Here is a 22,878-nt window from a genome sequence, read left to right as displayed (position 1 = left end):
GACGACCGTGCTGGGCAACCGCAACCCCGTCACCGCGTTCAGCCGGTTCCGCAGCTGTACGGCCATCATCGAGTCGACGCCCAGCTCACGGAAGGACGCCTCGACGTTGATCTCGTCGGTCTCTTCGGTGCCCAGCACGATGCCGACGTGGGTGCGGACCAGGTCCAGCGCCGCGTCCTGGCTCGCGCTCTCGCTCAGCGCGGCCCACTGCTCGCGCAGCGGGGCCTCTTCGGTGCCGGGGTCGTCGTCCCCTTCGGCAACGTCGACGGCCGCGACGGCGGGGGACGTCTCCCCGGGCACGGCCGCTCCGGTGCGGGCGGCCGGTGCGTCCAGCCAGAACCGGCGGCGCTGGAAAGCGTAGGTGGGCAGGTCGACCCGTCGGGCGCCGAAGTCGGCGAAGGCGGCGGACCAGTCAACCGTGACGCCGTGCACGGACGCCTCGGCCAGGGCAGTGAGCATGCGGTCGAGTCCGCCCTCGCCGCGCCGCAGGGAGCCGACGACGAGGCCCTTGCCGTGAGCGTCCTCCACGGTCTCCTGGATGCCGGCGGCGAGGATGGGGTGCGGGCTGACTTCGATGAACGTTTCGTAGCCGGCCTGTGCGAGCGCCCGTACCGCGGGCTCGAAGCCGACGGTGCGCCGGGAGTTGCGGTACCAGTACTGGGCGTCGAGCTCGGTGGTGTCCAGCCACCGACCCTCGACGGTCGAGTAGAACGGCACCTGCGCTGACGTGGGGGTCACGGTACCGAGCAGGTTCGACAGCGGCTCGCGGATCCGCTCCACGTGTGCGGAGTGGCCGGCGCAGTCGATGGGCAGCAGGCGGACACGGATGTCCTGGTTCTCGCACCAGGCGATCAGCTCGTGCAGGGCGGGTACGTCACCGGAGACGGTGACGGCGCGGGGGCCGTTGACGGCCGCGATGGACAGCTGGCTCGCCCATGGTGTGAGCAGCCGCTCCACCTCGGAGGCCGGCAGGGCAACCGAGGCCATGCCGCCGGTTCCGGCCAGCAGGGCGAAGGCCTGGCTGCGCAGGGCGACCACGCGGGCCGCCTCCTCCAGGGAGAGCGCGCCGGCCACGTGGGCGGCGGCGATCTCGCCCTGCGAGTGGCCGACCACGGCACCGGGTTCGACGCCATACGACCGCCACAGTGCAACGAGGGAGACCATCACCGCGAACAGGACGGGGTGGACCACGTCGAGGCGGTCGAGGGACAGCTCGGGGTCGGTTTCGCTGCCGCCGCGCAGCACGTGCGTGAGCGACCAGGGCACGTGCGGGGCGAGTGCCTGCTCGCAGTGGCGGATGTGCTCGGCGAAGGCCGGCGAGCTGTCCATGAGGTCGATGGCCATGCCGACCCATTGCGATCCCTGGCCGGGGAAGACGAAGACGGGGCGGCCCGCGGTGCGGGAGGCGACGCCCTCGATGATTCCGGTGGCGGGACGGCCGGCGGCCAGGTCGGCCAGACGGGTGCGGAAGTCCTCGGTGGTGTCGCCCAGCAGGACGGCCCGGCGCGGGTGGGCGGTGCGGGTGGTGGCCAGGGAGTGGCCGATGTCGACCGGAGATACCGCGTCGTCCAGCCGGTCGAGCAGCGCCTGGGCCTGCCCGCGAAGGGCCCCCTCGGTCTTCGCGGAGATCAGCCACGGTACGGGTCCGCACGGGGCGGGATCCGGCCGTTCCGGGTCGGTGTCGGCGCCCTCGCGCCAGTCCTCCAGGACGACATGGCAGTTGGTGCCGCCGACCCCGAAGGAACTGACGCCGGCGATCAGCGGGCCGTCGTCCTTGGGCCAGGGGCCGTTGTCCGTACGGACCTTCAGCCGCAGCTCCGCCAGCGGGATCGCCGGGTTGGGGGTGCGGAAGTGCAGGCTCGGGGGGAGTTCCCGGTGCTTGATCGCGAGTGCGGTCTTGATGAGGCCGGCGATGCCGGCCGCGCCCTCCAGGTGGCCGATGTTGGTCTTGACCGAGCCGACGATCAGCGGGTCGTCGTCGGGACGGGCGGCGCCGAGCACCTCGCCGAGGGCGGCGGCCTCGATCGGGTCGCCGACCCGGGTACCGGTGCCGTGCAGCTCGACGTACTGCACATCCCCGGGGTGCACACCGGCCTTGTGGTAGGCGCGGCGAAGGAGTTCGGCCTGGGCCTCGCGGCTGGGGGTGGCGAGGCTGTCGCCGCCGCCGTCGTTGTTGACCGCGCTGCCGCGGATCACGCAGTGGGGCCGGTCGCCGTCGGCGATCGCGTCCGACAGGCGCTTGAGGACGACGAGCCCGCCGCCCTCACCGCGCACGATGCCGTTGGCCCGGCTGTCGAAGGTGAAGCAGCGGCCGTCCTGGGACAGGGCGCCGAACTCTGCGACCGTCAGAGCGCTTTCGGGCACGAGGTCGAGGTTGATGCCCCCTGCGAGGGCGAGGCTGGATTCGCCGCTGCGCAGGCTCTCGCAGGCCAGGTGCACGGCGGTGAGCGAGGAGGACTGGCCGCTGTCCACGGTGAGGCTGGGGCCGCGCAGGCCCAGGACGTAGGACAGGCGGTTGGCGATGACGCCGCGCTGGAGGCCGGTGAGGGTGTGCGGGGTGATGGCCGTGGTGCCCCGTCGGTGGGCGAGCGTGGCGTAGTCGTCCCAGATCGCGCCGACGAAGATGCCCGCGTCGGTGCCGCGCAGCGTCTCCGGGAGGATGCCGGCGTCTTCCAGCGCCTCCCAACCGAGTTCCAGGGCGATCCGCTGCTGCGGGTCCATCGCGATGGCCTCGCGCGGGGAGATGCCGAAGAAGGCCGGGTCGAACCGGTCGACTCCGTCGAGGAAGCCGCCCCACCGGGTGCTCGCACCGGGCGTGTCCGTCTCCTGGCCGGTGTGTTCCGCCGCCTCCCAGCGGTCAGCGGGGACTTCCCGGATCGCGTCGACGCCGTCGCGCAGGAGTCGGGCGAAGGCATCGGGGTCGGATGCCTGGGGCAGCCGGCAGGCCATGCCGATGACGGCGATGGCTTCGGCGCGGGTGTCGGGCGTGAGCCGGGCGCGGACCTGGGAGGAATTTCGCATAGTGCTGCCAACCTTCGGGGCAGGGCGGTCCAGAGGGAGTGAACGAGTGATCCGACGCGGCTACGTGGGGTCGGCGAACGGGGCCTTGGTGAAGGCGGTCGCGTAGTCGGCGTGCGCGATGGGTGCGCCGACCAGGTCGTAGGGCACGTCCAGGGCGTCGGCCAGCTCCATGGCGTGCGGGGCGAGGTCGGCGCAGATCTGGTCGAGCAGGCCGGGCAGGGAGCCGACCTCGTCGGCGGTGAGCACGCCCTCGGCCAGGTACCAACCGCTGTGCGCGGAGATCTCGCCCAGCAGGTGCAGGGCACACAGGTCGCGGACCAGGCGCCGGGCATCGGCGTGCGACAGGGCCTCGGTCTCGGTGCGGACAAGGTCGACCAACAGGCGCAGGGCGTGCGCCTCGGCCAGCTGCTCGGCCAGGTCGAAGCGGTCGTTCCAGACGTCGAACTCGCCGAGTCCGGCGGCCCGGGCGGCGCCGAGTTCGGCGACCAGCCGCTCGTGCAGGCGCCGTTCCCGGGTGCTGGTCAGCGCCCGCCACCGCGCGGGGTCGCGCAGATCCTGTCCCTGGGCGGGGGCGCGCTCGTCGGCGGGCGGCTCGTAGTCGAAGCCGAGGGCCATGGTCCAGGCCGCGTTGAGATGGAGGACCTGGGTGCTCAGCCCGGCGGCGTTGAAGGCGTGGGCCAGGCCCTGGTAGTCCAGGAAGCGGTTGCTCGGGCTGAGGCCGAGGACGCCGGAGGCGGCGCGGGCGTCCGCGGTGACCCGTTCGGCCAGCCGGTCGATGGCCGCCTTCAGGGTGAACAGGGTGCGGATCTCGCCGGCGCTGCGTCCGACCGGTTCGGGGCCGGAGAGGGACTTCGCGGCCATGGCGGCCACGTAGGCGGCGGACAGGGCGCCGAACAGGGTGCGCTGTTGGTTGCGGTAGCGGATGACCGGCATGGGGTCGGCGAATCCGGCGAACGTGCCGTTGGTGTAGCGGGCGTGCGCGTGCCGCACGGCGACGGCGGCGCTGGCCCGGGTGACGGCGGCGAGGCCGACGGCGGCCACCTCCCAGACGTACCGGATCAGCCGGGAGGCTTGCCGGGAACGCATCGCGGGGTTGCTGAGAGCGTCGGTGAAGGTGCCGTCCTCAGCGATCTGCGCGGAGTCCCGCAGCCAGTAGCGGTAGGGGACACGTACCCCCTGGAAGGAGACGGTCGCCCAGTCGAGGGGGAGGATCGGGGCCGAGTCCTGCGGCTCGATCGTCACGCCCGGGCAGGGGCCGACGGTGTCCCTGAGCGGTACGACGAAGCAGAACATCCCGCAGTCCTGCCCGTCGACGACGAGCTTGGCGGTGACGATGCCGATCCGGGAGAGTTCCGGACAGGCCACGCTCGGCGGGTACTTGACGGCCTCCGGAGCAGGGGTGGTGAGGACGAACTCGCGGGTGGCCGGGTCGTAGACGGCCTCGGTGCGCACGGCGGCGTTGCTGTTGCCGTGGCCGAGTTCGGTCATCAGCAGGGCGCCCACCGTTTCGGTGGATGCCAGCTGGGCCAGGACGTCGTCGAGGTCGTCGCGGCCGGCGCCGAACTCCAGGATGGTGCCGACCGTGGTGCAGTGGTGCAGGAAGAAGGCGTAGAAGAGGGAAGGGTCGGCGAGGGCAACCCATTCCAGCAGCGGGAAGAGCACATCACGCTGCTTCAGCAGGGGGGTTCCGGTCTCCAACCGGTCGCTGATGTGCCGCAACCGCTGATAGGTGAGCCGGTGACGGTCCTCGTCCGCCAGGCCTGACGGTCTGGCGAAGAGCTCCGGTGAGAAGATCTCCTTCAGCCGCGGCAGCGTCTCCCGGTAGGAGTCGCCGTGCACGAGCGAGGACAGAGCGTCGCGCAACTCGTTGCCCAATTCCATGATGTGATCCCCGTTTTGTCTTCGTCGTCGGTCTGTGAAGCGGCGATGAGCACGCATGCGTGCGCCCCCACACGCACGGCAGGCCGCGGTCAACCTTCGTCCTCGGTGTGTGAAGCGGCGATGGGCACGCATGCGTGCGCCGCCACACGTACGGCAAAGGAGGGCCAGGGCCACGGCGGCCGCGTGGACGTTCACGGCATCACTGCAGGCTGCCTGGCAGGCAGATGTGATACGTCAGCTGACGGTGAGCAAGCGGGAGCGGGGAACGTTCCCCGTCCCACAGGTTGAATCAGTCGTGCGCGTGCAGGGGCTTCCCTGTAAGCGCCAGATGGGCTTCTCCCAGAACCTCGGTCTGAGTGGGATGCGCGTGGATCAGGGGAGCCACCTCGTCCGGCAGCGCCTCCCAGTTGACGATCAGTTGCGCTTCGCCGATCAGTTCACCGACACGTTCACCGACCATGTGCACGCCGACGACAGGGCCGTCCTTCTGCCGGATGAGCTTGATCTCCCCGGGAGTCTTGAGGATCTTGCTCTTGCCGTTGCTGACCAGGTTCTGACGCAGTGTCACTACTTGGTCGGCGCCGTACCGTGCCTCTGCCTGTGCCTCGGTGAGGCCCACTGCGGCGACCTCCGGCTGGGCGTAGGTGATGCGGGGGACGCCGTCGTAGTTGATGGGCGACGGGTCGAGGCCCGCCAGCCGCTCCGCCACCAGGATGCCTTCGGCGAAGCCGACGTGGGCCAGCCGTGGCGTCGGGATCAGGTCACCGACGGCGGAGATGGACGGCACCGAGGACCGGCAGTGATCATCGACTTTCACATAGCCGCGGTCGAGCTCCACACCGGCGGCTTCGTAGCCCAGACCGGCCGAGACCGGCCGGCGCCCCACGGCCACCAGCAGCAGATCGGCGTCGATCCGGGCGCCGCTCTCCGTGGTGACGCGGACACCGGAGGTGGTGTACGCGGCTTGTGCGAAGCGGCTGTTCAGATGAAAGGCGATGCCGCGTCGACGGAAGGCGCGCTCGATCAGCTTCGAGGCGTCCTCGTCCTCCGCGGGAAGCAGATGCGGCAGCGCCTCGATGACGGTGACCTGGGCGCCCATCGACTTCCAGAGCGAGGCGAACTCGCAGCCGATGACTCCGCCGCCCAGCACCACGACCGAGCCGGGGACGTGATCGAGTTGCAGCGCCTGCTCGCTGGAGAGGATCCGGTCGCCGTCGATCTCCAGGCCGGGCAGCGAAGCGGGTGCCGAGCCGGTGGCCAACAGAAGGTGACGTCCCCTCAGGACGTCCTGGCCGACGGCGACTGCATGAGGCGAGATCACTCTCCCCTCGCCGCTCACGACCTGGACCCCCCGTGCCTTCAGGGTGCCCTGAAGCCCTCGGTACAGCTGACCGACCACACCGTCCTTGTATGCGGTCACGCCCGCCATGTCGATGCCGGTGAACGTCGACCGGACACCGAACTTCTCCGCTTCGCGGGCCGAGTCGGCCACCGCCGCCGCGTGCAACAGGGCCTTGGTGGGGATGCAGCCGCGGTGCAGGCAGGTACCGCCCACCTCGGCCTTCTCGATCAGCGCCACCGAAAGGCCCAGCCCGGCTGCGCGGAGCGCGGCGGCATACCCGCCTGACCCGCCACCCAGGATCACTAAGTCGTAACTGTTCCCCACGCCTTCAGGCACGTGCCCGTCCCCCTCGGATAAGCCGCTTCGTAACCGCTCGCAACTTTTTAGCCACGATACGTATGCATTACGCCACGGCCGATCACATAGATATCACGAGGGCCGGACTGGCCGCCCGCAGGGCGAACGTGTCGAACATCACTCCGAAGGAATGCGCGAATGTCGGTAGCCTCGGACCTCAACTGCACGGCGGTCGGGGGCAGTTCGGGCGAGTTGCGCGTTGAGCGGCAGTCGGACAAGGATCGACTCTTTGTGAGCCAACATTTCGATGTCCTTGTTCTAGGAGCGGGCCCAGGCGGCTACACAGCCGCGGTTCGCAGCACGCAACTCGGTCTCTCCACCGCGGTGGTGGAAGAGCGGTACTGGGGAGGTGTCTGTCTCAACGTTGGTTGCATCCCCTCCAAGGCACTGCTGCGCAACGCCGAGATGGTGCAGTTCGTCACGAACGAAGCCAAGGCGTACGGGATCTCTGTGGGCGATGAGGTCTCCGCGGATTACGGGGTCGCCCACCAACGCAGCCGCAAGGTCGCCGAGGGCCGGGTCAAGGGTGTTCATTACCTGATGAAGAAGAACGCCATCACCCAATTCGAGGGGCGGGGTGCCTTCACCGACGACCACACCCTGACGGTGACCTACCCGGACGGGCGTACGGAGACGGTGACCTTCGGCCACTGCATCATCGCGGCCGGCGCCACTCCGCGGCTCCTGCCCGGCACTGCCCTGTCGGAACGTGTGGTCACGTACGAGAGCCAGATCCTCAGCGAAACACTGCCGGACAGCATCGTCATCGCCGGCGCCGGCGCAATCGGTGTGGAATTCGCCTACGTGCTGCGCAGCTACGGCGTGGACGTCACCATCGTAGAGTTCCTCGACCGGATGGTCCCGCTGGAGGACGAGGAGATCTCCAAGGAGCTCGCGAAGCACTACCGCAAGCTCGGCATCGAGGTGCTCACGGGCACGGCCGTCGAGACCATCGACGATTCGGGCCCACGCGTCCGCGTCACGGTCAACAGGAAGGGCGAACGCCGGGTCCTGGAGGCCGACAAGGTGCTCCAGGCCATCGGCTTCGCCCCGAACGTCAAGGGCTACGGCCTGGAGAACACCGGTGTCCGACTGACCGAGCGCGGCGCCATCGACGTCGACGGACGCTGTCGCACCAGCGTGCCGCACATCTTCGCGATCGGAGATGTCACCGCCAAGCTGATGCTGGCGCACGCCGCCGAGTCCATGGGCGTCGTGGCCGCCGAAACCATCACCGACGCGGAGACCATGGAGTTGGACTACACCATGATTCCGCGAGCAACCTACTGCCAGCCACAAGTGGCCAGCTTCGGGTGGACGGAGGCCCAGGCACGCGAGCAGGGATTCGACGTCCAAGTGGCCAAGTTCCCCTTCGCCGCCAACGGCAAGGCACATGGCTTGGGGCACCCCGTAGGCTTCGTCAAGGTCATCAGCGACGGGAAGTACGGTGAACTGCTCGGCGCTCACCTCATCGGGCCCGAGGTCACCGAACTTCTTCCGGAACTGACGCTGGCCCAGCAGTGGGACCTGACGGTCCATGAGGTCGCCCGCAACGTCCACGCACATCCCACGCTCGGCGAGGCGGTCAAGGAGGCCGTCCACGGCCTGGCTGGTCACATGATCAACATGTAGACACTCCCACGCGACACTCAGCAGAGCCTTCTGTCTCATGGCGCAAGGGGTAAGCCAGTGAATGCGTTGAGTTGATTACCGCAAGGCGCCGCGGTAATCAACTCCGCGCGGGATCCGTCCACCGCTGGTGTGACGGTCCCGGCTTTGCCACGTGTGCTCGGCGCGGCTGCCTCAGGCGGCCGTTCTCCTGGTGGAGAGCTGTCGTCCGACCGACCGTCCGTGCGCCGTTGCCTCCGCCACGGGCTGCTGCTGGGTGACGCAGTGAATGCCGCCGCGTCCCGTGCCGAGGCGGTCGATGTCCAGCTGCTCGATGGCGCGGTCGGGGTAGCGGCGGGCCGAGGTGGCCTTCGCCGCCGCGTCCGCGCCGGCGTCACCGAAGTGGGCGCAGCTGACGGCGTCGTTGCACAGGACGACGCGTTGTCGCACACGAGTCCCACTTCCCAGCACCCAGGGCCGAGGTGTGAGAACCCCAAGGTCAGGACCACTATGTCTGAGGGCCCTGAAACGCTCTTCGAGCCTTCTGGAAACGCCTGGTGGGTTTCCCCAGGTCAGTACGCTCGTCACCGAGGGTGACCCACCCGTCCGGGATCCAGATGGCGACGTGTCCCTCGGTGGAGAAAATCGGGGCCGGGAGGCTCCAGCACGACCACAGCTTCTGCGGCCTCCCGGCAGGGCACCCAGAGGACAGCGGCGCCGCACTTCCGCTCTTTCACAGGGAGGCACCACCGGTCGAGGCGCGCCACAACAACCCAGTGTGCACAGCGCACTTGACCCCGAACCGGCCGGGTGCCTCCATCACAACAGAGCCTATGGCGTGGCCAAGGCGCCGCTCGTCCATGCGGCGCGCAGCGCCTTCTTGTCCACCTTGCCGACCTTGGTCGTCGGCAGCTGGTCCAGCAGCACCGTCTTCCGGGGCGTGTACAGCTCTCCCAGCTCGGCGGTCACCGCCGCGCCGACCGCCTCCGGGTCGACCTCGACACCCTCGGCCGTGGCCAGGAAGATCTGCACGGCCTCCCCGTACTCCTCGTCCGGCACGCCCAGCGCCGCCGCGTTGCGCACACCGGGCAGCGTGAGCAGGAAGTCCTCCAGGACCCTGGAGTAGACGTTGTCGCTGGTGCTGCCCGTGACGATGATGTCCTTGGCCCGGTCGACCAGATAGAGGTAGCCCTCGGCGTCGAGGTAGCCCATGTCGCCGGTGCGCAGCCAGCCGTCCTGCAGTGCCTCCGCGGTGCGCTCCGGGTCCTCGTAGTAGCCGAGCATCACCGCGTTGCCCCGGACACACACCTCGCCGACCTGCCGGACGGGCAGCGCCGCAGTGCTGTCCTCAGCACGGATCTCGATCTCGGTGTCGGATATCGCGCGACCGCAGCTGCGCCAGAGCTCGGGGCGCAGGGCACCCTCCGAGGCGAGCTCCTCCGCGCCGAACGCGGCGATGCCGAGCGCCTCCGACTGCCCGTAGCCCTGGGCGAGCACCGGCCCGAAGACCTCGACCGCCTGCTGCAGCCGGCTGGGCGACGTGGCCGCGCCGCCCACGACGATTTGTCGCAGCGCGGGCAGGGCGCCCGGCGTGCACTCCGGATGGTCGAGCACCGCGTACAGCATGGGCGGTACGAACATGGTGGCGGTGATCCGCTCCTCGCGCAGCGCCGCCAGCGCCGCGCCCGCTTCGAACTCGGGCAGTACGACGAGGGTCGACCCCGTCACCAGAGCCTGGAGCGAGATGAGGTGGCCGCTGCCGTGGGTGAGCAGCGTGGCGGCGAGCACCCTGTCCGTGCTTGGGTCCATGGTCGGGAAGAACGCGGGGCCGGAGTCCTCCGCGGCGTCCGTCACCAGGTCGACCAGCGTGTCGTAGAGCCGGTGGGTGTGCGCGGCGAGCTTGGGGCGGCCCAGGGTTCCGCCGGTGTAGAGGACGGTGACGGCCTCGTCCGTTCCCGGGGCGGGCACGCCGTCGGGGCGCGTGTCCGGGCACTCGGCCGCCAGGGCCAGCAGGTCCGCGCACCACTGCTCACAAGGGCCGAGGCCCAGCAGTGCGGGGGCGTGGACGCTGCGGCCGGCCGCATCGGCGGCCCGTTCTGCGAAGAGGGGGTCGGTGACCACGGCGCGCGCCCGGGACTGCTCGACGAGCGCGGCGAGCTCGCCGGGCCCCGGCTCGGGCGGCAAGAAGACGACGCGGCAGCCGATGAGATGGACGGCGAGCTGAACGAGGACCGAGTCGACACGGTTGGCCAGAAACAGCCCCACTCCGTCGCCGGGCGCGAGCCCCTGACCACGCAGCGCATGCCCCAGCCTGAACAGCTGCCGCCGGGCTTCCCCTCTGGTCAGCCGCTGCGTCCCCTGGACGAGCGCCTCGGTGTCCTCGTCCTTGTTCCAGTGCTCCAGAACGCGGTCCACGTACGTCCGCGGCTCGGATATTTCCTGCGTGTTAACGATCACCGATACATGCAAACATGCCGCTCAGCGGCCTTGACCTCACGGGGGCCACCTTCGGCCATCGCCCGGCGGAGTATCATGCCCCGCGATGCAAACACGGTATTCGCAGGTCAGTTGAGCGTCCGAGAGAGCGCACCGGATGCCCGTCATCATGGCGAGGTATCGCTGCTCCCCGAGGTGTGGTCCCAGCAGGCCCTTGCACGGAGAGCCCCGGACCGACAGCGAGGTTGGCCCGACGCGCCGCGTGCACACAGGCCGCTGCCGCGAGATCCTCTCGTCAGCACTGTGCAACCCCGACGAGCCCACCGCCCGCTCAATCGGCCGGTGCCGGGCTCTGCCCCCTGGCCCTGCAGCTTCAGACCAGGAAGTCGCGGAACGCCTGTGAGGTGGCGGCCGGCGTCCTACAGTGCCCGCGTGGACATCGCGGAGAGGACCGCCGCCATCAACGTTCCCGAGCCTGACCCAGAGCGCACGGCCGGGGTCGACCCCGCCGACACGTTGCGCGTGCCCGTGGGTGTCATCACGTCGCGGCCCACCGAGAAATCGACATCGTGCGGACCATCCTTCCGACGCACGCCGCATCGCCCGGACTCCTGGGACTGGCGGGGACTGCAGCCCCGAGCCGGAATCCCTGCCACTGGCATGTCCGCAGTGCGGCGTCGCGGTCCACCACTGCCGCCGGCAGGGGCCGGGGCGGCCCCGATGCCACGGCTGCGGTCCCGCTCCCTCTGTCGTTCCTCAGCCCAGCGACAGGTCGCCCTGATCGTCCTTGATCTTCACCTTGACCCAGGCATGGCCGCTGGTGTGCCCGTCGCCGACGCCGTCGACTTTGCACTCGAACTCCCGGCCCACCTCGACGGGGACGGAAGCGGGGCATCCGACATCGTCGATGGTCGGGGGCTTGACGAAGTCGGCGGGGTTGACGTTGTTGAGCACGGCCCGCGCCAGCGCGTCCTGATCCAGGACGCGCTGCGGCTGCACGGCGGGACTCCCGGCCAGCAGCATGATGGTGAAAGTGAGCGCACAACAGGCGATCACGGCCAGGGAGAGCGCGATGACGGTACGGGCGAAGCTGCGTTGGTCGGTCACGCGGACATTCCTATCCGGCTGTCCGTGCTCATACAATCCCCTGTGGTGACGTGAAGTTCGCCTCTGGTCTCTGCGGAGTGCTCCCGCACCACTGCCCGCGCGGCCGGAGAGGGGCTTGTGCACCCCTGTAGAACGAGGAGTTGGGCGGCGTAGTGCCCGGGCGTCAGGACGAAGGCGAGAGGCCGGCACCGGCCCTCGGCGACGAGGTGGATCTTGGTGGTGAACCCTCCGCGCGAACGGCCCAGGCATGCGCCGATCTGACCAACTCCTCTAATTGGGCGGCCAGTTACCGCAGTACCGGATCGGCCCGGTTCGTTCCCCGGACCTCCCCCTTCGAGGAGCGGCGGCCGGGGGCGCTCGTCGTCCTCGCCGAGCAGGCGGGGACGGCCGCCCGCCCACCGAGGGTCCAGGCAGGCCAGCCGGATCTCGTCGAAACGGTGGATCACGTCACGGACGGTGTCCTCGTCCGCCTGCACCAGATTCGCGATCACCGGCACGGTGTTCCCGCCCGCCGAGGGCCAGCAGCATCATCGCCCTGCGGGGTAGCACCGTACTGGTGATCGTTTTCGGGCAGAGCACTGGTCGAGCTAACGGAGAGTCGGACGTTCAACTGCCGTGCTCAGGAGTGGATCTGGCGTCCCGTACTGCTCCACGGGGCGTGACCGCAGGCATGATGTCGGCCATGACTCACACCGCCCGTCGCATGTTCGAGCTCCTGGAGCCGATCTGCCTGGTCACCTACTTCGCCGACGAGTGCAACGAGGAGCTGGCCGCGCTCGGCCACCGCACCTACTGGGACGGCTACTTCGCCAGCCGCGCCGCGCCTCTGGGGCGGGTGCCGGCGCAGGTCGTGCACGCGGCCTTCTACAGCTTCGCCGACGGGGAGGCCGCGCGGCACATCCCGAGCGCGTGGGAGACGATCCCGCCCGAGGCATCCGTCGCCGCGCGGGAGCGGGGCAGCGCAGCCTCCCTACGGCGGATCCTCGGCGACGAGCTGGCCGGCTCCCCGGGCCTGGTGCGCGCCGCCGACCTGACCACTAAGGCCGCGACGAACGCGCCCACAGAAGGCCGGGTGATGTACGCCGGGATGCGCACCCTTGCGGTGCCGAGCGACCCGGTCGCCCGGCTGTGGCATTCCGCGACCATGCTGCGCGAGCACCGCTGCGACGGGCACATCGCCGCTCTCGTCGGCGCGCGCATCGGCGGCACGGAGGCCCACGTGCTCAGCGCGCTGGACATGGGCATCCACCCGCCGGAGTCCTTCGGGCGCATCCATCACCTGCCGAAGGAGCGGCTGGCCGCGGTCATGGACGGCTTGCGCGAGCGCGGGCTCGTCGACGCCGACGGCCGGTTCACCGACGCCGGCCGCGAGACCAAGCAACGCATCGAAGCCCTGAGCGACGAACTCGCCGCCCCGCCGTACGATGCCCTCTCCCCCGCCGAGCTCGACGAGCTGGTCGCCGAGCTCGAACCCATCACCGCGGCGCTGGTGGCCGCAGGGTCGCGGTGACGGGCGGCGCCTGACGGGACAAGGCGGATCGGATGATCCGAACGAAACGGCCCAGGCCGCGGCATAGCTGAGGCGGAACAGCTCCTGGGCGCGCTCCAGATCGCGTTCGTTACGCAGCTGCCCGTGCCGCGGTGTCCGAGCCCGGCCACACCCCGGGTGAAGCCGAGGACAAGGTCGATCCTCTTCGGGCCGGCCTTGAGGTGGACGAGGAGCTTGGTCTGCTGCGGCGGGCAGACGCACGAGAGAAGAGTCCCTGGTTGATCACGCCTGCGTCCGTCCCCCGCGTGTACTCGACGACGACCGGTGCCCCGTTCTCGTCGATGCCCAGCGAGTCGATCCGCCCGCCATGGACGGGACCGGTGCTGTACTCACTCGCCAGGAAACGAACGCCCAGCATCGTCTCCATGTGCGCCTCAACGAGGCGTTGCAACACAACGTCAGTGAGCCGACGCTTCAGGACGTTCGGGGAGTTCGGGGTAGAGCTCGTCCATGCGGCCTTCGGGGGAGGTGGCCGCGAGGGCGCTCCCAGGCCGCCGACTCCACGTCGCGGACAGCCCACGGGCCGGGCCGCTACGGTTGCCCCATGCACGTACGAGGAGTGGATCCGCAGGACACCACCTGGGAGCAGGACGACGCCACATATCGGGCGTACTTCTGGGACAGGTCGGCGCGGGCCTCGGACGAGTACGAGGTGACCGGCGCCGACGTCGAGGACGTCTTGGCCTGGGCCCGCGCCAAGGCGGAGGAGAGGGGCTCGACCTACACGCTGTACGTGCGCGTCACCGACGAGGGCAGGCCCGGGCTGGTCCGCCTCAGCGGGGTGACGGGCGACCCGTTCGCCTGAAATCCTCACCCCCTGCGCACGTTCTGGCATGGATGTCCCTCAGAGTGCGTTAAGTCCGTTTCCTGCAGAGGCTTCGCCCGGGCTGGGCGAGGACGCCTTGGCGGACGAGTCGGCCGAGTCGGAAGCGGGTGACGTTCACCATGGCCTCAGCTTCATGGCCCGGGGCCGAGTAGCTTGCGCGGCGGCCTGCCTTCATGCGGCCCCGACGGATCGACAACTGCGCCATGGAGAAACGGCAATCAAAGGACCGCTCAGCTGCCCAAGGCTTGCCACTCCCGCGCCAGCACCGACCAGACCTCGGCGTCGTGGCGAATGCCGCGGTAGAGGTAGGTTTCGCGCAGGACGCCCTCACGGGTCATGCCGAGTCGCTTGGCCACGTTGATGCTGGGGATGTTCTTCGGTGACACCAGCCACTGCACACGGTGGATGCCGCGTTCGCTGAACGCCCAGTCGATGATCAGCCGTGTTGCACGTCCGACCAGTCCCCGGCCTGCGGCGGCCGGCTCCAGCCAGCAGCCTGCCTCGCAGATGCCGGCGGCGGCGTCGAACTTCGGGAAGGAGACGCCGCCCACGAGGGTGCCGTCGAGCCAGATACCGTACAGCCGACCGGTGTCCGAGGCCGCCTTGTCGGCGTAGAGCTGGAGATAGCCGCGGGCCGAGTCGAGGTCGGCGGCGAGGTCGGGCAGCTCCATGTGCTCGCCGATGAAGTCCCGGCCCCGGTCCATATGTGCGAGGAACTCCTCGGCCCGCCACGGCTCCAGTGGCCGCAGCTCGGCCCCGTCCCCCAGGGAGATCACGAACATAGCCGTCCTTCAAAGTGTGCTTATCCGATCATTGATCTTCGCATGCACGCCCTCCCGTCCGCTACGGACGGCTTACCGCCGTTTGGATCTGCCGCCTGTCCAACCGTAAGAGCCCCCACCCCTCCGCACCGAAGCAACCCATGTTGCCAGTACAGGAGTTGGGATCAGCCAGATGAACAGATACCGCCACGCCAGTCCGCGCTGCTCTGCCTCAGCCCGCAGTGCTGCGGACGATTCGAACAGCGACATCACCCGCCGTGACCACTCCCCGCCAGCTCTGACAGACCCGAGAAATGGCGTCACTTTGCGACGAGGGACGGCGCCAGCCGTCGAGCGTGGTCAGCTGCAGTGCGACCTCTCGGAGCGCAGTGCTGATTCAACGCGTGGTGATCTGGTGCCTGCTGACCTGAGCGGCCTCTGTGGGAACGGTGCGGGAACACAACTGGAGCCTGGAAACACGGGCGTCGACCTCGGGCCGGTAGGCAGGTCGGAGCGCCCGGGCTGCCGACGCCGACCTTGCCTGGCCGCCCCGCGGGCAGCCGGTCCCGTACCGCCAGGGCGAGCTGCCGTGCTTCGTCCGGGTTGCCGTCGTGCTCGGCGGTACGCAAGGGGGCTCCGGGCTGTCAGCCGGGAAGGGCGGTCGGCACGTCGGCGAGGTGGCACGTCGGCGGGGTGGCGGGGGCCGAGGCGGGCCGGGGCGGCACCTGGACGGGCCGAAGGGCTCGTGAGCCAACCGGCCCACCAGCCCCCAAGCCCACCAGCCCCCAAGCCCCCAAGCCCTTCCGGTGTCAGTCGAGTTCGGCGCTGCCGTGCACGATCTCGCCGCCGACCATCGTCAACAACACCTTCGTCTTGGCGATCTCCTCCGCGGGGACCTTCATGACATTGCGGTCCAGCACGATCAGGTCCGCGAACTTGCCCCTCTCCAGGGACCCGGTGTGCTTCTCCTGCCGCAACTGGTAGGCGCCGTTGATGGTGGCGGCGCGCAGGGCCGTGGCGCGGCTGAGCCGTTGGTGCGGTGTCATCGTGCCGTGCTCGGCGAACGGGCTGTCGGGTGCGGCGGTGCGGGTGATCACGGTCTTGATCGCGGCCCACTCGTCGAGCGGATCGACCGGCCAGTCGCTCCCGAGGGAGATGCGCCCGCCGCTCTCATTGATCTCGCCCTCGGGCTCGTAGTGGGCCCAGCGCTTCGCGCCGAGGTAGGGCTTGACGGAATCGACGGAGTCGGGGGCGGGCTTGGCCCAGTGGAAGCCCATGGCCGCGACGATGTCGAGCCTGCCGAACCGCGGTATGTCCTTGGGGTTGACGAGTTCGGCGTGCGCCACGGTGAGGCGGTTGCTCTTGTGTCCGGCCTCGCGTGCCGCCGCATAAGCGGTGAGGGCGGCGCGTACCGCCTGGTCACCGATGGCGTGCATATGGGGGTCGAAGCCCGCGTCGACGAGCTTCAGAACTGTGTCGTTGAGCTTCTCCTGCTCCCAGTACTGCTCGCCCTTCTTCTTTCCCGCGATCCAGTGGTCGTGCCGGTGCACGAGGTAGGGGTCGATCAGCGAGGCCGTCTGGGCGGGGTGTTGGAGCACACCGTCCAGGAAGAGCTTCGTGTTCCGGACGGCGATACGAGGTCGAGCGGTGATCCGGTTTCCGCTGTCGAAGGCGCGGCGCAGCCGGGTCGGCTCCTTCAGCGGGTCCTTGTCGTCCACATTGACCGGCGCGGCGAAGTGTGCGCGGGCGGTGAGCTTGCCCTGGTCCGCCAGGGTGCTGAAGGCCCGGAGCCCTCCTTCCGAGGCGATGGCGTCCATGAACGTCGTCACGCCCTGCTCGGCCAGGGCGGCCAGGGCGGTGCGGGCAATCTTCAGGTTCTCTTCGGCGGAGGGCTCGGGGATCCTCCGCGCGATGAGGTCGCCCGCGTCGTCCTCCAGTACGCCGGTCGGCTCGCCCTTGTCGTCACGCGCTATGCGCCCGCCGCCCGGGTCGTCGGTCTTGGAGGTGATGCCGGTGCGTTCCAGGGCGCGGCTGTTGACCAGAGTGGTGTGGCCGTCGCTGGACTTCACGACGATCGGCCGCTCGGTGTCCAGGGCGTCGAGGTCGGCCTTGGTCAGCGTGGTGCCCGCCGGTCGCATGGCCTGGAGGTACCAGTGCTCCACCTGCACCCAGCCGTCCGGGTCTTGCGCCTTCGTCTTGTCCAGATACGCCTGGATCTTCTCCTGGAACTCCTTGACGGTGAGCGGGGCGTACTTCAGGTCGCAGCCGAGCAGCCCCTGGCCGCCCGACATCGGGTGCAGATGCCCGTCGTGGAGGCCCGGCATGACCATACGGCCGCCGAGCTTGATCACCTTTGTTCCCTTCCCGATGTGGCGGGAGGCCCCCTTGGTGGTGCCGACATAGACGATCCTGCCGTCCTTGACGGCCAGCGCCCGGTGCACGCTGTCCTCGGCATCGACGGTGTGGACGTACCCGCCGGTCAGCACGAGGTCGGCCGGCTGGTGGCTCTCGGCGGCGGGCTCGGAGCAGCTGTCGACGGCGGCCACTGCCGCGACCGCGCCGGCAGCCGCCAGCACGGTACGACGTCGCGGGTTACCCTCCACGGGACTTTCCACAGGACTCTCCTCCAGATGCGATGAACGAACGGGTGGGCGGGGGAACGGGTGAAGGGGAATTGGTGCATGGCTGAGCGACCGGGCAGCGGCGGCGGCAGAACGCAGGAGCGCGGCAGGCAGGCGCGCCGTGCGGTGGTCGAGGCCGCGCTCGCGCTGATCGCGGAGCGGCCCGTAGGGGAGATCCAGGTACAGCAGATCGCCGAGCGGGCGGGGATGAGCCCGGCACGGGTCCTGTACTACTTCCCCTCGAAGGACCACATCCTGGCCGAGACCTTCCGCTGGAGTGAGCGGGAACTGACCGAGCGCCGGACACAGGAGCTGGCGGGGGTCGCCGATCCTCGTGAGCGGTTGGAGCGGTACGTCAGGCTCTACCTGCCCTCGGGCAGGCACGACGTCTCATGGAAGCTCTGGTTGGAGGCGTGGTTGCGCGCGGTGGAGAACGACGAGATGAGCCGCACGGCCGACGGGCTCGACAAGGGGTGGATGCGGGATCTGTCCGCGATCATCCGTGACGGTGCGGCGAGCGGGGTCTTCCGCCCGGTGACCGCCGAGGAGTTCCTACCCTCGTTCAACGCCCTGTTGGACGGGCTGGCGGTGCATGTGCTGATCGGGCGGCTCGACCGTACGGATGCCGTGCGGACCGCGCTCACCCATGCCTCCGGGGAACTGCACCCGCCCCCGGCCGCACAAACTTGAATCTCATTTAAGTTCGGTGGCGTGAGTATTCACCGGGATGCGTGGCCCCGTCAACCATTTCCACGGGGCCACCGCGGCGCAGCGCGCTCAGCGTCCGGGGCGGATCGCGGGATGGCTGCGACTGCATGGGGACGCGGGCGGTGAGCCCCGGACGCGCCCGGTGCTCGCGCTGAGCGGAGAGCGCGGCACCTGCGCCTGCGCCTGCGGGCACGGAGAACGGAGCTGTCGCCTCTGGTTCTACGGGCCCGAACGGGCGCCGGAACGGCTCGACTTGCAGAAGGCTGCAGCCCGCGCGGACTGCGACATCGCGGAGTACCCGCGCCGGAGGAGGGCGACGGCGTCTGACGATCTTGGCGCGGTATCGCTGGGCGCCGAGCTCGTGGATCTCGGCCGTGCTGCCGTCCGCCAGGGGCTGGATACGGACCGGGGCCACCGTCTTGGCCGTGGCGGCGTGCACGCTGCCACCGCACAGCGCGACTCGGGCCGCCACACACAATCCCCGCCGGCTCAGGGCGACATCCGGACGGTGATCCCGATTCCGGCGGACCAGCGCGGGCACCGACTGCGACGTGGCAGCAAGGGCGGCAGGCCGCCGGCTCTCCACCGTGAGACCTACAAGCAGCGCAACACCGTCGAACAGTGCATCAGCCGTCTCCAGCAGCGGCGAGGAATCGCCACCCGCTACGAGAAGATCGCGACCATCTACCCGGCCGGACGCCACATCGCAGGCATCTTCCTTACCTTGTTGGTGGGTTGATTCCTCTGGTCCGCTCAGCTGGTCCGCTCAGCGATCCGAACGAAACTGCGCGGGATCTCCAGCCCGGGCAGTGCAAACACGCTCAACGAAGTACTGTCGGGGACGCTCGGAATCGTCGTCCCAGCCCTGCCGTTCGACGCCGGGTACGTGCTGATCGGACGGCTCACCATCTCACGGGGGGATCCGTGGCTGACTCTGCCGAAATCGTCGAACCGACCTCCCCGACGTCCGGCGCCGCGGGGCCCGGCGGATCCGCCCGATCCGCCGGGCCCGACCGGCCGGCCGCCGGCGCGAGCATCCGGCCGGACAATCTCACCAAGCGCCGTCCGGACAGCCAGGCCCCGGCCGTGGAGGAGGTGACCCGGGACGAAGCGACCGGCGCATCCGTGGTCCTTGTGGAGCCCTCGGGCTGCGGCAAGAGCACAGGACTCGGGGACCAGGTCTCCTCCGGCACCACCGACCAGCGCATGCCGGTGCTGGTGCTCGGCTCCGTACTGACGGTCGCGATGGCGCTGATCATGGACTGGCTGGGGACGCTCGTCGAGTTGCTGCTCCGCCCACGCGGCCTGGAGGTGGACTGATGCGCATGGCCCATGTACGGACGGCCGTCGCGGGCGCGGGCGCCCTGCTGCTCGCCGCCGCAGGACTGAGCGGCTGCGGACTGACCAGCGGCAGCCCGCTGGCCGACTCGGTGCAGCCCGGCTCCATCGGCAAGGGGCGACCGCTGGAGGGCGCCCAACTGACCGTGACCTCAAAGGAGTTCACCGAGCAGATCATCCTGGGCCAGATCATGGGGCTGGTCTTCAAAGCGGCCGGTGCGGAGGTCCTGGACCGGACGAACATCCAGGGCTCGATCGGTGCCCGCGAGGCGGTCAAGTCCGGTACGGCGGACGGGATGTACGAGTACACCGGCACGGCCTGGATCACCTACCTCGGTCACACCAAGCGGGTCGTCGACCCGTACGAGCAGTGGGAGGCCGTACGCGAGGAGGACCGCCGCAACGGCGTCACCTGGCTGCCCGCCGCCCCGCTCAACAACACCTACGCACTGGTCGCGAACCAGGCGAATGCGCAGAAATACCGGCTGCGCACACTCTCCGACGTGGCACGTCTGACGAAGAGGGACCCGGGCGCGGCGACGATCTGCGGCGGAAGCGAGTTCTCGGTGCGCGAGGACGGCCTGCCGGGCGTGGCGAAGACCTACGGATTCACCCTCCGGCGCGGGAACTTCAAAAAGATGGGCGACGGCGTCGTCTACACCCAGGTCGCGAAGGGCGCGGCCTGCGCCCTCGGTGTGGCGGCCACCACCGACGGCCGCATTCCCGAACTCAAGCTGAAGGTGTTGGAGGACGACCGGCACTTCTTCCCCAACTACAACGCGGCACCCGAGATGAACAGCGCCACGATGAGGAAGTACCCCGCCATCGCCGACCTCCTCGCCCCGATCACCAGGCGGCTGACGGGGGCGGAGGCCCAGCGGCTGAACGCGCGGGTGGACGTGGACGGGGAGGACCCGCACGAGGTGGCGAAGGACTGGCTGGTGCGGGAGGGCTTCATCCGGGAAGGCTGACAGACGGATTCGCACGAGCCTCCGACGAGCAGGAGGAGAACGCCCTGCCGCTCGCGTAGACGCCGCCGTCCGGAAGGCCGGGACACCGTGATCCGAACGACGTGCCCTCTTGCCCCGACGCCCCTGACCGGCGGCGGTCTCCTGGTCGCCGCCACCCGGCTGCTGGGTAGGTCGGTCCGACGCGGGCCGGCCCGAGCTTGCGGTCCTGGCGCAGGCGGCATACCTGTGAGTCGGTGTGGGCCTCCGTGCGGTGCGGGGTCGTCCCGGTCCGGCTGGAGCAGTCGCGCAGCCCGCCCCGCCCTCGGTCCGCCGGCGGAGGATCCAATTGTGGGCCGTGAAGCGGGAGATGCCCATCTCGGCTGCGCCATGGGCGGTGGGACGGCCCAAGTGGACACGGTCGACCAGCAGCCTCCTCCCGAAATCGCTCCGATCCGCCGTGACCCGATGCGTTCACTCCGTACCGGTGATCCAGCCACCGTCCACAACGCCGGTGACTGACCGGCAGGAACGGCCGCAGCCGTTCCCACTCGGCAGCTGTCAGATCACCCCGCCCCGTGTCGGCAACAACGAGCCCACCGGCTGACAGGCGGTGATCTGCCGAACAGGCCCCAGTGTGCGGGCCTACTTCGCCGGGTTCGTCAGCTCCGTGCCGAAGCGGCCCTTCGTCGCCGGGGAACCCAGGTCACTCGGGTCGATGAGTGAGGAGCCCTTGGCGCTCAGCCCGTCGGTGCCCGCGTACAGCAGGGCCGCCGCGCCGACGCCCTCGGTGCGGTTCGGGATGCCCACGGCCAGGTCCGCCTTGCCGTCACCGTTGTAGTCGGCCGCCGAGACGGACGTTCCGAACTTGTCGTTGCCCTCCATGGAGCCAGGGACGCCCTCGGTGTCGAGCGAGAAGGTCTGCGCCCCCTCGTCGGTCAGCCAGTTCTCGGTGCCCTTGAGCACGTTGATGGCACCGGCGTCGTTATAGCCCCCGGGCGCCTCGGCGCCGGTGTTGCTGACCACCAGGTCGTCGTGGCCGTCGCCGTCGAAGTCGGCGAGCCGGATGGCCTCGCCCTCCTGCGCCTTGCCCTTCCAGTCCACCGGCTTGTCGGAGTCGAGCCCGTCGGCGGTGCCGGGGTAGGTGCGCAGCTTCTGCTCCTGCGGACCGTCCGAGAAGCCGGTGTCCGTGACGACGTCCTCCTTCCCGTCGCCGTTGATGTCGCCGACCACGGGGCGGTACTGCGCGAACGGCAGGGGGATGTCCTTGCCCAGCGGCGTGCTCTTCAGGCCCCCGGATGAGCCGGGCAGCACGCCGAGCGTGCCCTCGTCGGAGGGCGAGTCCTCGGAGGCGACGGTGACGAGATCGGTGTAGCCGTCCCCGTTGATGTCGCCGGAGGCCAGGTGCTCGACGCTGACGCCGCCGCCGGGCGGGGTGACGCCGGTCATCTTCGGGGTCGCGGTCTCCCGCAGGTTCTTCGCGCCCTTGACGAGCTGCACCTTCTCGCCGTCGGAGATGGCGAGGTCGCTGAGGCCGTCCTTGTTGTGGTCGCCCACGGCTATCTGGTCGCCGAAGTGCGCGTTGGCGGCGACCTTTGGCGCGTGGAAGGCGATGGCGTCACCGGACAGGCCGCTCTCGGAGCCGAAGACGATCGTGACGGAACCGGCCTGCGTAGTGCTGCCGATGGCCTCGTTGTTCGCGGCGACGACCAGGTCGGCGTAACCGTCCCCGTCCACGTCGCCACGCACCACGGTCGAGCCGAAGCCGTCCTTGGCCTCCGGGGTGCCGGGCACGCCCGCGCTGGCCTGCGTCAGCGTGCTGTGCCGCTTGGTGTCGACGCCACCCTTGGCGCCGTAGGTCACGCCCACGTACCCCGCCTTGGACTTCCCTGAGACGGTGCCCTCGGGCGCTCCGACGCCGAGGTCGGCGTGGCCGTCACCGTCGAGGTCGCCCTCGGTGATCTTGCTCCGCTCGGCGGCATTCGTGGAGGGCTGGTCCTGGCCCCGCCCGTTGCCGTCCGTCGCTGCTGCCATGGCCCCGCCGGCCACGGCCGCGACCACGGCGGCGCCCACAGCGCCGGCCACCATGCTTCTGGTTCGGTTGCGCACAAATCCTCCAACGGGTAACACATCGGTCGCCCCTCGGATCCGTCCCCCTGAGGTGTGGGCCCGGTGGAACGGAAGGGGTTGCAGAGATAGACAGAAACAAAAGCGGGATGGTTGCAGAATGAACAGAAAATAACTCGGTCCAACACATTCGCGCAGCGCACGGCAACTCCGTCGCGGGGCCCCGTACTTGGCGCCCACCATCCGCCCCTCGATTCACTCCTCCATGCCGCACAGCGAGTGGGCGCCCCGCGTTCCGGTGATGCTCAA

15 protein-coding genes and 6 pseudogenes are annotated in these 22,878 nt (G+C 69.7%); 8 read left to right on the top strand and 13 right to left on the bottom strand.

What is annotated here, in order from left to right; all coding sequences use genetic code 11:
* From ACGFML_RS37070 to lpdA (ACGFML_RS37060), 3 genes are all read right to left on the bottom strand, one after another.
* Nucleotides 1-3,021: type I polyketide synthase (locus tag ACGFML_RS37070; protein ID WP_393550178.1), on the bottom strand; the 3,021-nt coding region annotated here is incomplete at its 3' end.
* Nucleotides 3,022-3,081: 60 nt separating this feature from the next.
* Complete coding sequence (locus ACGFML_RS37065) at nt 3,082-4,902, bottom strand: acyl-CoA dehydrogenase (RefSeq protein WP_393550177.1); 1,821 nt, start codon at nt 4,900-4,902, stop codon at nt 3,082-3,084.
* Between the two features lie 289 nt (nt 4,903-5,191).
* A complete protein-coding gene (lpdA, locus tag ACGFML_RS37060; protein ID WP_393550175.1) occupies nt 5,192-6,580 on the bottom strand; it encodes a dihydrolipoyl dehydrogenase in 1,389 nt (462 codons plus the stop codon).
* Between the two features lie 252 nt (nt 6,581-6,832).
* On the opposite strand from lpdA (ACGFML_RS37060), the gene lpdA (ACGFML_RS37055) reads away from it, so the two are divergent.
* Nucleotides 6,833-8,233, top strand: a complete 1,401-nt coding sequence (gene lpdA / locus ACGFML_RS37055; RefSeq protein ID WP_393550182.1) for a dihydrolipoyl dehydrogenase — start codon at nt 6,833-6,835, stop codon at nt 8,231-8,233.
* 171 nt (nt 8,234-8,404) lie between these two features.
* Here lpdA (ACGFML_RS37055) and ACGFML_RS37050 read toward each other — a convergent pair whose 3' ends face one another.
* The 5 genes and pseudogenes from ACGFML_RS37050 to ACGFML_RS37030 all read right to left on the bottom strand — a co-directional run.
* Nucleotides 8,405-8,659: an agmatine deiminase family protein gene (locus ACGFML_RS37050; protein WP_393550174.1), complete on the bottom strand. Its 255-nt coding sequence runs from the start codon at nt 8,657-8,659 to the stop codon at nt 8,405-8,407.
* Nucleotides 8,660-9,040: 381 nt separating this feature from the next.
* Complete coding sequence (locus ACGFML_RS37045) at nt 9,041-10,666, bottom strand: class I adenylate-forming enzyme family protein (protein WP_393550172.1); 1,626 nt, start codon at nt 10,664-10,666, stop codon at nt 9,041-9,043.
* 735 nt (nt 10,667-11,401) lie between these two features.
* The gene (locus tag ACGFML_RS37040) at nt 11,402-11,752 is read right to left on the bottom strand and encodes a DUF4333 domain-containing protein (RefSeq protein WP_393550171.1); all 351 of its coding nucleotides are present in this window, start codon (nt 11,750-11,752) and stop codon (nt 11,402-11,404) included.
* Nucleotides 11,753-11,907: 155 nt separating this feature from the next.
* A pseudogene (locus ACGFML_RS37035) lies at nt 11,908-12,003 on the bottom strand (IS5/IS1182 family transposase); the annotation flags it as partial.
* 105 nt (nt 12,004-12,108) lie between these two features.
* Nucleotides 12,109-12,283 (bottom strand): annotated as a pseudogene (locus tag ACGFML_RS37030) (helix-turn-helix domain-containing protein); the annotation flags it as partial.
* Nucleotides 12,284-12,434: 151 nt separating this feature from the next.
* Between ACGFML_RS37030 and ACGFML_RS37025 the strand changes: the two are divergent.
* Nucleotides 12,435-13,262, top strand: a complete 828-nt coding sequence (locus ACGFML_RS37025) for a MarR family transcriptional regulator (RefSeq protein ID WP_393550169.1) — start codon at nt 12,435-12,437, stop codon at nt 13,260-13,262.
* 54 nt (nt 13,263-13,316) lie between these two features.
* Here the strand turns inward: ACGFML_RS37025 and ACGFML_RS37020 are convergent.
* Nucleotides 13,317-13,668 (bottom strand): annotated as a pseudogene (locus tag ACGFML_RS37020) (hypothetical protein); the annotation flags it as partial.
* A gap of 177 nt (nt 13,669-13,845) precedes the next feature.
* Between ACGFML_RS37020 and ACGFML_RS37015 the strand changes: the two are divergent.
* A complete protein-coding gene (locus ACGFML_RS37015) occupies nt 13,846-14,106 on the top strand; it encodes a hypothetical protein (protein ID WP_393550167.1) in 261 nt (86 codons plus the stop codon).
* 251 nt (nt 14,107-14,357) lie between these two features.
* Here ACGFML_RS37015 and ACGFML_RS37010 read toward each other — a convergent pair whose 3' ends face one another.
* Entirely contained in the window at nt 14,358-14,909 is a 552-nt protein-coding gene (locus tag ACGFML_RS37010) for a GNAT family N-acetyltransferase (RefSeq protein WP_393550166.1), read from the bottom strand.
* Nucleotides 14,910-15,697: 788 nt separating this feature from the next.
* Nucleotides 15,698-17,491 (bottom strand): amidohydrolase, encoded by a 1,794-nt coding sequence (locus ACGFML_RS37005; RefSeq protein ID WP_393550164.1) that lies wholly within the window; start codon nt 17,489-17,491, stop codon nt 15,698-15,700.
* A gap of 78 nt (nt 17,492-17,569) precedes the next feature.
* Between ACGFML_RS37005 and ACGFML_RS37000 the strand changes: the two genes are divergently transcribed.
* From ACGFML_RS37000 to ACGFML_RS36980, 5 genes and pseudogenes are all read left to right on the top strand, one after another.
* Nucleotides 17,570-18,199 (top strand): TetR/AcrR family transcriptional regulator, encoded by a 630-nt coding sequence (locus ACGFML_RS37000; RefSeq protein WP_393550162.1) that lies wholly within the window; start codon nt 17,570-17,572, stop codon nt 18,197-18,199.
* 160 nt (nt 18,200-18,359) lie between these two features.
* The gene (locus ACGFML_RS36995) at nt 18,360-18,956 is read left to right on the top strand and encodes a hypothetical protein (RefSeq protein WP_393550160.1); all 597 of its coding nucleotides are present in this window, start codon (nt 18,360-18,362) and stop codon (nt 18,954-18,956) included.
* A gap of 48 nt (nt 18,957-19,004) precedes the next feature.
* Nucleotides 19,005-19,136, top strand: a pseudogene (locus ACGFML_RS36990) (ABC transporter permease); the annotation flags it as partial.
* Between the two features lie 233 nt (nt 19,137-19,369).
* A pseudogene (locus ACGFML_RS36985) lies at nt 19,370-19,537 on the top strand (ABC transporter permease); the annotation flags it as partial.
* A gap of 5 nt (nt 19,538-19,542) precedes the next feature.
* Complete coding sequence (locus tag ACGFML_RS36980; RefSeq protein WP_393550180.1) at nt 19,543-20,526, top strand: glycine betaine ABC transporter substrate-binding protein; 984 nt, start codon at nt 19,543-19,545, stop codon at nt 20,524-20,526.
* A gap of 172 nt (nt 20,527-20,698) precedes the next feature.
* Here the strand turns inward: ACGFML_RS36980 and ACGFML_RS36975 are convergent.
* Together ACGFML_RS36975 and ACGFML_RS36970 are read right to left on the bottom strand one after the other, a co-directional pair.
* A pseudogene (locus ACGFML_RS36975) lies at nt 20,699-20,934 on the bottom strand (leucine zipper domain-containing protein); the annotation flags it as partial.
* A gap of 213 nt (nt 20,935-21,147) precedes the next feature.
* Nucleotides 21,148-22,536 carry an FG-GAP-like repeat-containing protein gene (locus ACGFML_RS36970; protein WP_393550158.1) on the bottom strand — a complete coding sequence of 463 codons (1,389 nt, stop codon included), beginning with the start codon at nt 22,534-22,536 and terminating at the stop codon, nt 21,148-21,150.
* Nucleotides 22,537-22,878: the final 342 nt, after the last annotated feature.

It is taken from the genome of Streptomyces sp. NPDC048650, from assembly GCF_043199095.1.
Lineage (GTDB): Bacteria > Actinomycetota > Actinomycetes > Streptomycetales > Streptomycetaceae > Streptomyces.
Note: the sequence above shows the minus strand (reverse complement) of the source record. Positions and strands in the feature narration are given on the sequence as shown.